Raw genomic sequence first — 13,281 nt, forward strand, 5'->3', positions numbered from 1 at the left:
GTTGAGCAATTAGAAGCCGGGCTCGACGAGTACATCCATTACTACAACCACGAGCGGATCAGCATGAAGCTCAACGGCCTCAGTCCGGTACAATTTCGAAGCCAGATAATGAGTCTGTAGTTTGTCCAACTTTCGGGGGTCAGTTCAACCCTTGGTTACTTGGGGTCTTTTCAAGTAACCCGCCGAAGGCGGAACGTTTCTGCCGTTAGGCAGAACCAAACGTATAAGCGTCACCCCAAAAACGGATAAGACCCCAATCCCATCCCAATCCCATCCCAATCCCAATCCCAATCCCAATCCCGCATGCGGACCTCTGGCCAACCCGCTCAGGTCTGACCGATAAACGGCCCCCAAAAACCCTGAACACCCACCCCCGATTATTTTCAAACCCTTCATGACCCGCCCCAAAACCGCAGACAACCCCAAGGTGCGCCATGAAAAAGAACCTGATGGACCAACCCGGCTTACAGAACCCACTCTCCCAAAACCCCGGCACCGACTACGACGAACTCCTCGATCCTGTCTTCACCGACGGTGGAAAAGTCCTTGAAGGTGACGATGTCCGCACGCCAGGGGCCGATCCCAGCCGACCTGAAACATTGCCCAATGGACCCGACGTCATCGACGACACCCACCCCGACCCGAAAAAACGGGCATCTGACGCCGCAGCGACAAAAACCAGGGAACCTGCCTGTTTCCCAAGCTTCTTATCTCTTGTTCAAGGCAGTCGCGACACCGGTCGTGGCCCAGAGCACAGAGAGCACTTGCATGAGCGATATTCGTATCGGCATCTCGGGCTGGCGCTACGTGCCGTGGCGCGGTGATTTCTACCCGGAAGGTCTGGTTCAGAAAAACGAACTCAAATTCGCCTCCAGAGCGGTGAACAGCATTGAAATCAATGGCTCGTTCTACTCTCTGCAGTCGCCGGACCTCTATGCCCGCTGGTACGCCGACACGCCCAAAGGCTTTGTCTTCAGCCTGAAGGGGCCGCGCTATATCACCCACGTCAGACGCCTGAACGACATCGCTGAGCCCATCGCCAATTTCTTCGCCTCGGGCATCTTTCAGCTCCGGGAGAAACTGGGCCCGATCCTCTGGCAGTTTCCGCCCAGTTTCAAATTTGATGCCGAAAAATTCGAAGCGTTTTTGCTGTCGTTGCCGTTCGACGGCAAAGCCGCCAAGGCCTGCGCCAGGCAGTGCGCCGCACGCATGGAAAAGCCGGGTTATCTGGAGATCCCCGCGAAAGCCAAACTGCGCCACGCCGTGGAAATTCGTCATGAGAGTTTTGCCGTTCCGGCGTTCATCACCCTGCTGCGCAAGTACAACGTCGCGTTGGTGATCGCTGACACGGCGGGCAAGTGGCCGTATCTGGAAGACCTGACCAGCGACTTCGTCTACCTGCGCTTGCACGGCGACAAAGCGCTGTACGCCAGCGGTTACACGCCCAAGGCGCTCAAGCGCTGGGGCGATCGCATCGATTCGTGGCAGCAGGGCTCGCAGCCGAAGGACGCCCATCTCACTGCCCCTAAGTCACCTCGCGTGCGCAAGTCGCGGGACGTTTATTGCTATTTCGACAACGACATCAAGGTCAGGGCGCCTTATGACGCCCGCGCGTTGCTGGAGCGTTTTGACCTGACCGCCGACCTGGAAGTCGCCCCCGGCGATCTGCAAGGAGTGAAGTTTTGACCAGTGCCCTGACCCCCGAAGGCATCGCCAGCCGCCGACAGAACGCGTCCACCGACGTCACGCTCAACGTGCTGACGATGAACATGCACATGGGCTTCGGCTTCCTCAATCGACGTTTCATCCTGCCGGAGCTTCGCGATGCCGTACGCAGCGTGTCGGCGGACGTCGTGTTTCTGCAAGAGGTCCACGGTGAACAGCAAAATCACGCCCAGACGGTTAAGAACTGGCCGACCACCTCGCAGTATGAGTTTCTCGCCGACAGCATGTGGAACGACTTCGCCTACGGTCGCAATGCGGTGTACCCCCACGGCCATCACGGCAATGCGTTGCTGTCGAAATACCCGATCGTGCGGCACGAAAACCTCGACATCTCGATTCTCGGTACTGAAGAGCGAGGCTTGTTGCACTGCGTGTTGCAGGTCCCGGGTTTCGGTGAAGTCCACGCCATTTGCGTGCACCTTGGCCTCAAGGAGGTGCACCGTCAGCAGCAGCTGTCGTTGATGGCGGAACTGGTGTCGCGCTTGCCGCCAGAAGCGCCGGTGATCATTGCCGGAGACTTCAACGACTGGCGACAGAAGGCCGACGCGGCGTTGACGCCGACCGGCTTGCGCGAGGTATTCGTCGAATCATTCGGCGCCCCGGCCAAGAGTTTTCCGGCGCGCTTCCCGTTGCTGCGGCTGGACCGAATTTATGTTCGCAATGCCCGTCCCCGGGCGCCCAGGGTGTTGTCGAACCGACCCTGGTCGCATCTTTCCGATCATGCGCCATTGGCGGTAGAGGTCACACTATGAAGGCGTTCAATGATCAATGTGGCATCTGGCAAGACGGCAATTCCGTCGAGCTGCTGATCAATGGCGAGGATTTTTTCAGCAACGTTTTTGAACACATTCGCACGGCGCGGCGGGAGGTGTTGATCGAGACGTTCATCATTTTTGAAGATCGCATTGGTGAAGGCCTGCAGCAGGCGGTGATCGAGGCGGCCAGCCGTGGCGTGCGCGTGGTGATTACGGTGGATGACTACGGCACCAGCGACCTGAGTACGTCGTTCGTGCAGGAAATGGTCAGCGCCGGCGTGCAGATTCAATTGTTTGACCCGCGCCCGAAATTCATGGGCATGCGCACCAACCTGTTTCGTCGGCTGCACCGCAAGGTGGTGGTGATCGATGCCGAACTGGCGTTCATGGGTGGCATCAATTACAGCGTTGACCACATGTCCGACACGGGCGTGACCGCCAAACAGGACTACGCAGTGCTGGTGCGCGGCCCTATCGTGGCCGACATCTACCGGTCCACGCTGGGCATGCTCGGACCGGCGTTGCGCGGGTCCTTCGCGCCGCTCAAGGCGATGACACGCCAGGCAGGCAGCGCACGCATGCTGCTGGCCGAGCGAGACAATCGTCAGCACACCACCGACATCGAAGAGCAGTACCTGCTGGCGATGCGCGGCGCTACCCAGCGCATCACCATCGCCAACGCGTATTTTTTCCCGAGCTACCGGTTCTTGCGCGAGCTGCGCAATGCGGCCCGCCGCGGCGTGAAGGTCACGCTGATTCTGCAGGGTCAGCCAGACATGCCGTTCGTGCGCATGTGCTCACGCCTGACGTACACCTGGCTGCTGCGTGAGGGCGTGGTGATCCATGAATACAAACAGCGCGCGTTGCACGGCAAAGTCGCGCTGATCGACCATGAATGGTCGACGGTGGGCTCCAGCAACCTCGACCCCCTGAGTCTGGCGTTGAACCTGGAAGCCAACCTGTTCATCCGCGATCACGCGCTGAATCAACACCTGCATGAGCATCTCACGGAACTGGCCGCTGCCCACAGCAAACAGGCCAGCCTGAAAGGTCTGGCGAAAGGGCAGTGGTGGAGGGCGCCGATGATTTTCCTGAGCTTCCACTTCCTGCGGCATTTTCCAGCAATTGCCGGGTTGTTTCCGGTGCACGGGCCGCGTTTGAAGCCGGTGCGCTCGCCGGACGTGATTGCGCAAGCGAGCGAACTCAAGCGCGAGCTTTCGCCTGATCAGGAGAAGTCGCTATGAACGGGGTGTCGCAGGCGTCCACCGGGCAGGACAAATCCTCTGCCCCGGGCAAACACAAGGCTTGGCTGACCTGGGCCAAACGCGGTTTCACCGTATTTTTCTTCATCGCCGTCCCGGTCTTGCTGTTTATGCTGGTAAAGAACCTCGACTGGAACGAGGTGGTGCATGCGCTGGAGTCGTACAAGGCAAGCACGCTGGCGCTCGGTTTTCTCGTTGCGGTCGGCAGCTACCTGACCTACTGCGGATTCGACGTGCTGGCGCGGCGTTACACCGAACACAAACTGTCGGTGAAGCAGATCGTGCCGGTGACCTTCGTCTGCTACGCCTTCAATCTGAACCTGAGTTCGTGGGTCGGCGGCATCGCATTGCGGTATCGGTTGTATTCGCGCCTCGGTCTCGACGTGCCAACCATCACCCGGATTCTCAGCCTGAGCCTGATCACCAACTGGCTGGGTTACATGTTGCTGGCGGGGTTCGTGTTTGCCGGCGGTTTCATCGACCTGCCCGAGGGCTGGAAGATCGGCGACACCACCCTGCAACTGATCGGCTTCGTGTTGCTCGCCGTGTGCTTCGGGTATTTCCTGGCGTGTCGGTTTTCCAAACGCAGGACCTGGACCATTCGCAAGCAAAAACTGGTACTGCCGTCGCTCAATCAAGCACTGCGTCAGGCGTTTTTGGGGGCGCTGAACTGGGGCCTGATGGCGCTGTTGATCTTCATACTGCTCCCGGAAAAAGCGTTCTACCCGGCCGTCCTGGGGATTCTGCTCATCAGCAGCATCGCAGGCGTCATCGCGCACATTCCGGCGGGGTTGGGTGTGCTGGAAACGGTCTTCATCACCCTGATGCAGCATCAATTCAGCAAGGGCCAGTTGCTCGCGGCGCTGATTGGCTACCGCGTTATCTACTTCCTGATTCCGCTGATGTTGGCGGTGGTGGTGTACCTGGTGCTGGAGAAGCGCGCCAAATCCATGCGCAGTAAGAATGAAGCGCGCAATGCAGGCTGATCCCTTGCCGGCACCGGCTGCTGGCGAAAACTCCTTGTAGGAGCCAGCAAGCCGACCCCTAGAGGAGTGGAAGCCTCAATCCCTCCCGGCAAACATCCGCACCGCATCCACGGCCTCATTTGTGCCATTACTGATTTGCACAATCGCTGAGCCCGCCTGATCGGCGAGGTCCACGCCTTTGGCCGCGTTGTTGCGGGTGTTGTCCATGCTGAGGATCGCCTGACGGGTTTCGGTCTGGATCAACTGGATCATCTCGGAAATTTCCTGCGTCGAACGGCTGGTGCGGCCTGCCAGTTGCCGCACTTCATCCGCCACCACAGCAAACCCTCGGCCCTGATCACCGGCGCGCGCCGCTTCGATGGCTGCGTTAAGCGCCAGGAGGTTGGTCTGATCGGCGATGCCATGGATGGTGTTGACGATGGTGGTGATCTGTTCTGACCGCTCACCCAACTGACCAATGATGCGCGACGAATCGTCAATGTTGCGTGAGATCTGGCGCATTTCGCTGGCCGCTTGCTGAATCACCTGAGTGCCTTGCTCGGCGACTTTCTGCGTTTGCACGGAAATGTGATACGCCTGCGCGGCGCTGTGAGAATCCTGTTCGTGCTTCTCGATGCGCGCGGTCACGTCGGAGGCAAATTTGACCACCTTGAGCAGCTTGCCGCAGGCGCCGTACACCGGGTTATAAGACGCTTCGAGCCACAGCGTTTGGCCGTGCTTGCCGATGCGTTTGAACTGGCCGCTGAAAAACTCGCCTTTGTTGAGCTGGCGCCAGAAGTCCTGGTATTCCGGGCTGCTGGCGACTTCTGCCGGGCACAGCAGCTTGTGGTGCTTGCCCAGCAACTCCTGGCGGTTGTAACCGAGCAGGCGCAGAAAGTTGTCGTTGGCGGCGATGATGCGGCCGTCCAGATCGAACTCGATCACGGCCATGGCGCGGTCGATCGCCTGCAACTTGTTGCGGGTTTCGCTTTCGGATTGAAGCTTCTGGGTGACGTCCATCGCGAATTTGACGACTTTCACCACCTTGCCGTCGATATCCCTGATGGGGTTATAGCTCGCCTCCAGCCATACCGTGCTGCCGTCGCCCGCCACGCGCTGGAAGGTGGCCGAGACGAACTCGCCATTGCGCAGCCGAGACCACAACTGTGAGTACTCGGCGGTGCGGGCGTACTCAGCGGTGCAGAACATCCGGTGCTCCTTGCCGATCACCTGTTCCGGGCGGTAGCGCAGCGTTTTGAAGAAATTGTCGTTGGCACTGAGCACGACGCCATTGAGATCGAACTCAATGCTGGCCATCGAACGGTTGATGGCTTCCAGCAGGCTTGCCTGGTGAGCGACGGTCAGTTGCAGGTCTTGGATGGTTTTGTTCTTGGACGAGTTGAAAAACATGATGGCGGCTCAGGCAAGTGGAACGGCAGGGTTTTCCGTTCCATGGCCTGAAGAGCGAATGTCAATACTCAGCTGCGATTTCCGTCTGCAGTGCAAAGATCATCACAAAAGTGATATCAAAAAGCTACAAAATAGTTGTACAGCTCGTCGGTTTTTGTACAAGTTATTGGCCGAGGGTGGATGAATTCTCGCGCACGTCGACGTTCATGGCGTCGGCGATGTTTTCTTCGATTCTGGTGGTAGGCCGTAGCAACTGTCCTCCTCACGCTACGTGTACAGCCGCTTCTGGAGGCTTTGATTCTGCCCGCAGGGCGTAGGAGCGCGCTTGCTCTGGGCCGCAGTCGGACGATCTGGCGCGCAGCGGTAGTGAATCCTGCAAACAAGATCAGCCTGGCACACCGCGCTGGATGATTTCAGGACCGCTGCGCGCTCCATCGCGTCCGTCGTAACCTCCGAATGCTCCCACGCCCTCCGGGCAGAAGCGGGATTGCGGTCTGCCCCACGCCCTCCGGCCAGAAGCGGGATTGCGGTCTGCCCCACGCCCTCCGGGCAGAAGCGGGATTGCGGTCTGCCCCACGCCCTCCGGGCAGAAGCGGGATTGCGGTCTGCCTGCACGCCTTCTGGGCGGTAGCAACGTCGCAATAGGCGTGACGGTATGCGATTGGTTTTTTATTCTCGCCGCAGTCCGGAGCGCGTCAACAAAAGCGCTCAGTCTTCAAACCCGACCTGCTCCGACATCTCGTCCACCTTCAATTCCAGCCGGTACGCCACGGCGATGAACAGCGCCTGGCACAGGCACAGTGTGGCGCTGAGGGAACGGAAGGCGAACGAGCTGCCTTCATTGACCAACAACACCGAGTTGGCGCGCTTGGCCAGTGGCGAGAGGTTGCTGTCGGTAATGATCAACGTCTTGGCCTGATGGTGCTGAGCGATGCGCAGGCAATGTTGGGTTTCCTTGCCGTATGGGGTGAAGCTGATGGCGATGACCAGATCGTTGGCGCGCACGCTGCGCATCTGCTCGCGATAACTGCCGCCCAGGCCCGAGATCAGGTGGATGCGTTTGTTGGTGTGTTGCAGGTTGTAGACCAGGTAATCCGCCACGGCGAATGAGCGACGCACCCCGACCACGTAGATGTTGTCGGCATTGACCACCAGGTCCACGGCTTTCTCGAATGCTTCATCGTCCAGTTCCAGCGCCAGGCGTTCCAGCCCGGAAAGCGTGGCGTTCACGCATTCGCGGGCCAGATCGCCGCCGCTGGCTTTCTGCGACTTGTTGGCGATCATGCTGCGGATACGCTGCTGGTAGTTCTGCACCGGCGTGGCTTTGTGGGTGTAGGCCTCGCGGAACAGCGCCTGCATTTCACTGAAACCGCTGAAGCCGAAGCGCTGGGAAAAACGCACGATGGCAGAAGGGTGGACTTCACATTCGCGGGCGATGTCGCTGATGCGGTCGACCATGATGCGGTCGCTCTGCTGGCTCATGTAGCTGGCAATGCGTTTGAGCTGGCGCGGCAGGCTTTCGTATTCCGTGGTGATCAGCTTGAGCAGAGACTCCGCGGTTTCCGGCGCGGTGACCTGGGAGGACGCCGCGTCGGCGCCGGTATCGGACAAGGAGGGCTGATCGGTGCTGGACATACGGTTGAATTCCTCAAGCTTTCTTATGACGCGAAGTTTACAGCGCTTCGCGTTTGTATCCTGCCTGTTTAGCACGAACTGCCAGCCTTTGCGCAAAGTGGAAAAAATATTCCACATGAAAAAAATATAGAAAAAATCATTGATCCTTGCCCTTGAGCGTTCTAGTCTGCATCCACGAACAGCGCTTCGAGCAGACGCTGCTGAAGCCAGGCTTATAAAAATAACAGGAGCCAGCATGGGCCAGACTCGTTTTGCCAGTGGACGTCAGTTAGACGTTGTGTGCCTCGGACGTCTGGGCGTCGATCTCTACGCGCAACAGATCGGCGCGCGCCTGGAGGACGTCAGCAGTTTCGCCAAATACCTCGGTGGGTCCTCTGCCAACATCGCCTTCGGTACCGCCCGGTTGGGTGTGAAATCCGCCATGCTGACCCGCGTCGGTGACGATCACATGGGGCGGTTCCTGACCGAATCCCTGGCGCGCGAGGGCTGCGATGTCAGTGGGATCAAGGTCGATGCTGAACGCCTCACCGCCATGGTTCTGCTGGGCATCAAGGACCGTGAAACCTTCCCCCTGGTGTTCTACCGCGAAAACTGTGCCGACATGGCCCTGAACGCCGAAGACATCGACGAAGCGCAGATTGCCTCCAGCAAGGCGTTGTTGATCACCGGCACACATTTCTCCACCGATCAGGTGTTCAAGGCCAGCAGCCAGGCGCTGGACTATGCCGAGAAGCACAACGTCAAACGCGTGCTCGATATTGATTACCGGCCGGTGCTCTGGGGCCTGACTGGCAAGGCCGACGGCGAAACCCGCTTCGTCGCCAACCAGAACGTCAGCCAGCATGTACAGCGCATTCTGCCGCGCTTCGACCTGATCGTCGGCACCGAAGAAGAATTCCTGATTGCAGGCGGCGCCACCAACCTGATCGCCGCATTGCGCAACGTGCGTCAGCTGACCGCCGCCACGCTGGTGGTCAAACTGGGCCCGCAAGGTTGCACGGTTATCCACGGGGCAATTCCTGCCCGCCTGGAAGACGGTGCGATTTACCCGGGCGTGCGGGTTGAAGTGCTTAACGTGCTGGGCGCCGGCGACGCGTTCATGTCGGGTTTCCTCAAAGGTTGGCTGAACGACGAGAGCGATGAACGCTGCTGCCAACTGGCCAATGCCTGCGGTGGTCTGGTGGTGTCGCGGCATGCCTGCGCACCGGCCATGCCGACGCCGGTCGAACTTGAGTACCTGTTCAACAGCCCGGTGCCGATCACCCGGCCTGATCAGGATCTTATGCTGCAGCGCCTGCATCAGGTCAGTGTGCCGCGCAAAGAATGGAAGCAGCTGTTCATCTTTGCCTTCGACCATCGTGGCCAGCTGGTGGAGCTGGCGCAAAAAGCCGGTCGCGATCTGGCGTGCATAGGGCAGCTCAAGCAGTTGTTCATTCAGGCCGTGGAGCGGGTTGAGGCGGACCTCAAGAAGCGCGGGATCGAAGCGGACGTCGGCCTGCTGGCCGATCAACGCTTCGGGCAGGATTCGTTGAACACCGCCACCGGTCGTGACTGGTGGGTGGCTCGGCCGGTGGAAGTGCAGGGTTCGCGCCCGTTGGCGTTCGAACACGGCCGTTCCGTTGGCAGCAATCTGCTGGCCTGGCCGAAAGAGCAGATCATCAAGTGCCTGGTGCAATACCACCCCGATGACGAGCCGATGCTGCGCCTTGAGCAGGAGGCGCAGGTGATGGGCCTGTATCAAGCCTCCCAGGCCAGCGGTCATGAATTGTTGCTGGAAGTCATCCCGCCGAAGGATCATCCCTCGACGCACCCCGACGTGATTTACCGTTCGCTGAAGCGCCTCTACAACCTGGGCATTTTCCCGGCGTGGTGGAAGATTGAAACGCAACCCGCTGAGGTCTGGGAAAAACTCGACGCGCTGATTCAGGAACGCGATCCGTACTGCCGTGGCGTGGTCCTGCTCGGTCTTAATGCCCCGGCCGAAGCCTTGGCCGCAGGCTTTCGGGAAGCCAGCAACAGCACCTCATGCCGAGGCTTTGCCGTGGGCCGGACGATTTTCCATGAGCCGAGCCGTGCATGGCTGGAAGGTGAGATCGACGATGCGGGATTGATCAGCCGGGTGCAGAGCACCTTTGGTTTCCTGATCGAGTCCTGGCGCGACGCCCGAGCGTGAGCCTGCAAATCGAATCAGCCGTATGAACCCGTTAAAGCGAAGAAAACAATAAAGGTGCAGCCATGCCCGCTTCCGCAATCCGAATTGGCATCAACCCGATTTCCTGGAGCAACGACGACCTGCCGGCCCTGGGCGGCGAAACGCCGCTGAGTACCGCGCTCAGTGAAGGCAAGGAAATCGGTTATGAAGGGTTTGAGCTCAACGGGAAATTTCCCAAGGACGCCAAAGGCGTCGCCGATGTCTTGAAGCCTTACGAACTGGCGCTGGTGTCGGGTTGGTATTCCAGCCGTCTGGCCAGCCGTTCGGTGGCGGAAGAGATCGAGGCCATCGCCGGGCACGTCGACCTGCTCAAACACAACGGCGCCAACGTGCTGGTGTACGGCGAGGTCGCCGACTCGATTCAAGGCCAGCGTATTCGTTTGGTCGAGCGCCCGCGTTTTCACAGCGACAGCACCTGGCAGGCGTACGCTGACAAACTCACGGAGCTTGCGCGCTTCACCCTGTCGCAGGGTGTGCGGCTGGCGTACCACCATCACATGGGCGCTTACGTCGAATCCCCTGAAGACATCGACCAGTTGATGGCGCGAACCGGCAGTGAAGTCGGTCTGCTGTTCGATTCGGGCCATTGCTACATGGGCGGCGGCGAACCGTTGCAGGTACTGCGCAAACACATTGCTCGCGTGTGTCACGTCCATTTCAAGGACGTGCGCAAACCGGTGGTGCAATTGGCGCGTAACAACCTGTGGAGTTTCCCGGACTGCATCGTCAACGGCACGTTCACCGTGCCGGGCGATGGCGACATCGATTTCGCGGCCTTGCTGGACGTCTTGATCGAGGCCCGTTACGAAGGTTGGCTGGTGGTCGAGGCCGAGCAGGACCCGGCGGTTGCGCCCAGCTACGTCTACGCGAAGAAAGGCTATGAAACGCTGCGCAATCTGCTGGCAGCCGCTCAAGAAAACCACTTGGGTTTACATCAGCCTGCACAAAGGAGCCTGTGAGCATGAACCTCCTGGTCAAGAGCAAAGCCGAGGGCCGCGATGTGGTTGCGCTCGGTGAAGGCGTGCTGGAATACGTCGGTTTCGCTGCCCATCGTCTGACCGTCGGCGAACGTCTGCCGGTCACCGCAGGTGACAAGGAATTGTGCCTGGTGCTGCTCAGCGGTCGCGTCAGTGTCAGCGGCGAAGCGCCGGGGCAGGGCGCGTTCAATTGGGAAAACATCGGCGACCGGCAATCGGTGTTCGAAGACAAATCCCCGTTCGCGGTGTACCTGCCGCCCAACAGCCAGGCGCAGGTCACGGCGTTGAGCGCGGTACAGATCGCCGTGTGTGCCGCGCCGGGCGACCCGAGCAAGGACTTGCCCGCGCGGCTGATCACGCCTGACGCGATGAAGCGGAGCGTGCGCGGCAAGGCCGCCAACACCCGTTACGTGTGCGACATCCTGCCCGATTCCGAGCCCGCGCATTCGTTGCTGGTGGTCGAGGTGCGCACGCCGTCCGGTCATTCCTCCAGCTACCCGCCGCACAAGCACGACAAGGATGATCTGCCGCACGAGAGCTTCCTCGAGGAGACCTATTACCATCAGGTCAATCCGCCCCAGGGTTTTGTGTTCCAGCGTGTCTATACCGATGACCGCAGCATCGACCAGGCCATGGCCGTGGAAAACAACGATCTGGTCACCGTGCCCAAGGGCTATCACCCGGTCAGCGTGCCGTATGGCTACGAATCCTATTACCTGAACGTGATGGCCGGGCCGAAACGCGCCTGGCAATTCCACAACGATCCCAAGCATCAGTGGTTGCTGGATCTTTGAGTTCACCCCTGTTTTGAAGGAGCCCGCAATGAGCAATGCCCCGATTATCGGCCACTACATCAATGGCCAGATGCACGACGCGAGCGAGCGTTTCAGCGATGTATTCAACCCGGCGACCGGCGCCGTGCAGGCCCGTGTGGCCCTGGCCGAACTGAAGACCGTCGACGAGGCCGTCGCCGCTGCCCAAGCGGCGTTTCCCGCGTGGGCCGATCAGTCATCCTTGCGCCGCGCGCGGGTGATGTTCAAGTTCAAGGAATTGCTCGACCAGCACCATGACGAACTGGCGGAAATCATCTGCCGCGAACACGGCAAGGTGTTCTCCGATGCCAAGGGCGAAGTGGTGCGCGGCATCGAAATCGTCGAGTTTGCCTGTGGCGCGCCGACGCTGCTGAAAAGCGATTACAGCGACAACATCGGCGGCGGCATCGACAACTGGAACCTGCGCCAGCCACTGGGCGTATGCGCCGGTGTCACCCCGTTCAACTTCCCGGTGATGGTGCCGCTGTGGATGATTCCCATGGCACTGGTCACGGGTAATTGCTTCATCCTCAAGCCTTCCGAGCGTGACCCGTCCGCCAGCCTGTTGATGGCGCGACTGTTGAAGCAGGCCGGCCTGCCGGACGGCGTGTTCAACGTGGTGCAGGGCGACAAAGTAGCCGTGGATGCGTTGCTGCAACACAAGGGCATCGAGGCGATTTCTTTTGTTGGCTCGACGCCGATTGCCGAGTACATCCATCAGCAGGGCACCGCGCACGGCAAGCGCGTTCAAGCGTTGGGCGGTGCGAAGAACCACATGATCGTGATGCCCGATGCCGATCTGGATCAGGCCGCCGACGCGCTGATCGGCGCCGCGTACGGCTCGGCGGGTGAGCGCTGCATGGCGATTTCCGTGGCCGTGGTGGTGGGCGATGTCGGCCAGAAACTGATCGACAAACTGTTGCCGCGCATTGACGCACTCAAGGTCGGCAACGGCATGAACGCCGACTCCGACATGGGGCCGCTGGTGACGGCAGTGCACAAGGCCAAGGTCGAGGGCTACATCGATCAAGGCGTGAAAGAGGGCGCGAAACTGATCGTCGACGGGCGCAATTTCAAGGTGCCTGGCGCTGAAAACGGGTTTTTCGTCGGCGCTACGTTGTTCGATGACGTGACCCCGGAGATGACCATTTATAAGGAAGAGATTTTCGGGCCGGTGCTGGGCATCGTTCATGTGCCGGACTTCGCCGCAGCGGTCGAGTTGATCAACGCTCACGAGTTCGGCAATGGCGTGTCGTGCTTCACCAGCGACGGCGGCATTGCCCGTGCCTTTGCGCGAAACATCAAGGTGGGCATGGTCGGCATCAACGTGCCGATTCCGGTGCCGATGGCCTGGCACTCGTTCGGCGGCTGGAAGCGCTCGTTGTTCGGCGACCACCATGCCTACGGCGAAGAAGGCCTGCGATTTTACAGCCGCTACAAGAGCGTCATGCAGCGCTGGCCGGACAGCATCGCCAAAGGGGCGGAGTTCAGCATGCCGACGGCGAAATGATCGAGGTCTCCATTTGAA

At 59.9% G+C, this 13,281-nt stretch carries 12 protein-coding genes and 1 pseudogene; 10 read left to right on the forward strand and 3 right to left on the reverse strand.

The window, feature by feature from the left end:
- From BLS87_RS29550 to BLS87_RS29570, 6 genes are all read left to right on the forward strand, one after another.
- Positions 1 to 120: IS3 family transposase (locus BLS87_RS29550; protein ID WP_143024435.1), on the forward strand; the 120-nt coding region annotated here is incomplete at its 5' end.
- Between the two features lie 314 nt (positions 121 to 434).
- On the forward strand, positions 435 to 824 hold the full coding sequence (locus BLS87_RS33930) for a hypothetical protein (RefSeq protein WP_143024511.1): 390 nt from the start codon (positions 435 to 437) through the stop codon (positions 822 to 824).
- On the forward strand, positions 769 to 1,686 hold the full coding sequence (locus tag BLS87_RS29555) for a DUF72 domain-containing protein (RefSeq protein WP_074758377.1): 918 nt from the start codon (positions 769 to 771) through the stop codon (positions 1,684 to 1,686). Before BLS87_RS33930 ends, BLS87_RS29555 begins: the two co-directional genes overlap by 56 nt.
- On the forward strand, positions 1,683 to 2,477 hold the full coding sequence (locus BLS87_RS29560; RefSeq protein WP_074758379.1) for an endonuclease/exonuclease/phosphatase family protein: 795 nt from the start codon (positions 1,683 to 1,685) through the stop codon (positions 2,475 to 2,477). Before BLS87_RS29555 ends, BLS87_RS29560 begins: the two co-directional genes overlap by 4 nt.
- A complete protein-coding gene (gene clsB / locus BLS87_RS29565; RefSeq protein ID WP_074758381.1) occupies positions 2,474 to 3,724 on the forward strand; it encodes a cardiolipin synthase ClsB in 1,251 nt (416 codons plus the stop codon). Before BLS87_RS29560 ends, clsB begins: the two co-directional genes overlap by 4 nt.
- The gene (locus tag BLS87_RS29570; protein ID WP_074758383.1) at positions 3,721 to 4,728 is read left to right on the forward strand and encodes a lysylphosphatidylglycerol synthase domain-containing protein; all 1,008 of its coding nucleotides are present in this window, start codon (positions 3,721 to 3,723) and stop codon (positions 4,726 to 4,728) included. Before clsB ends, BLS87_RS29570 begins: the two co-directional genes overlap by 4 nt.
- Before the next feature lie 75 nt (positions 4,729 to 4,803).
- Here the strand turns inward: BLS87_RS29570 and BLS87_RS35410 are convergent, their stop codons facing one another.
- The 3 genes and pseudogenes from BLS87_RS35410 to BLS87_RS29585 form a co-directional block, all read right to left on the reverse strand.
- On the reverse strand, positions 4,804 to 5,355 hold the full coding sequence (locus tag BLS87_RS35410) for a methyl-accepting chemotaxis protein (protein WP_425262257.1): 552 nt from the start codon (positions 5,353 to 5,355) through the stop codon (positions 4,804 to 4,806).
- Positions 5,341 to 6,117: pseudogene (locus BLS87_RS35415) on the reverse strand (PAS domain-containing protein); the annotation flags it as partial. The pseudogene BLS87_RS35415 and the gene BLS87_RS35410, both read right to left, overlap by 15 nt.
- A 708-nt stretch (positions 6,118 to 6,825) precedes the next feature.
- Complete coding sequence (locus BLS87_RS29585; RefSeq protein ID WP_074758389.1) at positions 6,826 to 7,752, reverse strand: MurR/RpiR family transcriptional regulator; 927 nt, start codon at positions 7,750 to 7,752, stop codon at positions 6,826 to 6,828.
- A gap of 235 nt (positions 7,753 to 7,987) precedes the next feature.
- On the opposite strand from BLS87_RS29585, the gene BLS87_RS29590 reads away from it, so the two are divergent.
- The 4 genes from BLS87_RS29590 to BLS87_RS29605 all read left to right on the forward strand — a co-directional run bounded on the left by BLS87_RS29590 (position 7,988) and on the right by BLS87_RS29605 (position 13,263).
- The gene (locus BLS87_RS29590; protein WP_074758391.1) at positions 7,988 to 9,925 is read left to right on the forward strand and encodes a bifunctional 5-dehydro-2-deoxygluconokinase/5-dehydro-2-deoxyphosphogluconate aldolase; all 1,938 of its coding nucleotides are present in this window, start codon (positions 7,988 to 7,990) and stop codon (positions 9,923 to 9,925) included.
- 62 nt (positions 9,926 to 9,987) lie between these two features.
- A complete protein-coding gene (gene iolE / locus BLS87_RS29595; protein ID WP_074758393.1) occupies positions 9,988 to 10,923 on the forward strand; it encodes a myo-inosose-2 dehydratase in 936 nt (311 codons plus the stop codon).
- A gap of 2 nt (positions 10,924 to 10,925) precedes the next feature.
- The gene (gene iolB / locus BLS87_RS29600; protein WP_074758395.1) at positions 10,926 to 11,735 is read left to right on the forward strand and encodes a 5-deoxy-glucuronate isomerase; all 810 of its coding nucleotides are present in this window, start codon (positions 10,926 to 10,928) and stop codon (positions 11,733 to 11,735) included.
- 28 nt (positions 11,736 to 11,763) lie between these two features.
- Complete coding sequence (locus BLS87_RS29605) at positions 11,764 to 13,263, forward strand: CoA-acylating methylmalonate-semialdehyde dehydrogenase (RefSeq protein ID WP_074758397.1); 1,500 nt, start codon at positions 11,764 to 11,766, stop codon at positions 13,261 to 13,263.
- The last annotated feature ends 18 nt before the right edge of the window (positions 13,264 to 13,281 follow it).

The sequence above is a fragment of the Pseudomonas abietaniphila genome (genome assembly GCF_900100795.1).
Lineage (GTDB): Bacteria > Pseudomonadota > Gammaproteobacteria > Pseudomonadales > Pseudomonadaceae > Aquipseudomonas > Aquipseudomonas abietaniphila.

Bases quoted from the DNA above. Each gene is read 5' to 3' on its own strand.
- BLS87_RS33930 (WP_143024511.1), top strand. From the start codon at position 435: ATGAAAAAGAACCTGATGGACCAACCCGGCTTACAGAACCCACTCTCC.
- BLS87_RS29555 (WP_074758377.1), top strand. From the start codon at position 769: ATGAGCGATATTCGTATCGGCATCTCGGGCTGGCGCTACGTGCCGTGG.
- clsB (WP_074758381.1), top strand. From the start codon at position 2,474: ATGAAGGCGTTCAATGATCAATGTGGCATCTGGCAAGACGGCAATTCC.
- BLS87_RS29570 (WP_074758383.1), top strand. From the start codon at position 3,721: ATGAACGGGGTGTCGCAGGCGTCCACCGGGCAGGACAAATCCTCTGCC.
- BLS87_RS29585 (WP_074758389.1), bottom strand. From the start codon at position 7,752: ATGTCCAGCACCGATCAGCCCTCCTTGTCCGATACCGGCGCCGACGCG.
- BLS87_RS29590 (WP_074758391.1), top strand. From the start codon at position 7,988: ATGGGCCAGACTCGTTTTGCCAGTGGACGTCAGTTAGACGTTGTGTGC.
- iolE (WP_074758393.1), top strand. From the start codon at position 9,988: ATGCCCGCTTCCGCAATCCGAATTGGCATCAACCCGATTTCCTGGAGC.
- iolB (WP_074758395.1), top strand. From the start codon at position 10,926: ATGAACCTCCTGGTCAAGAGCAAAGCCGAGGGCCGCGATGTGGTTGCG.
- BLS87_RS29605 (WP_074758397.1), top strand. From the start codon at position 11,764: ATGAGCAATGCCCCGATTATCGGCCACTACATCAATGGCCAGATGCAC.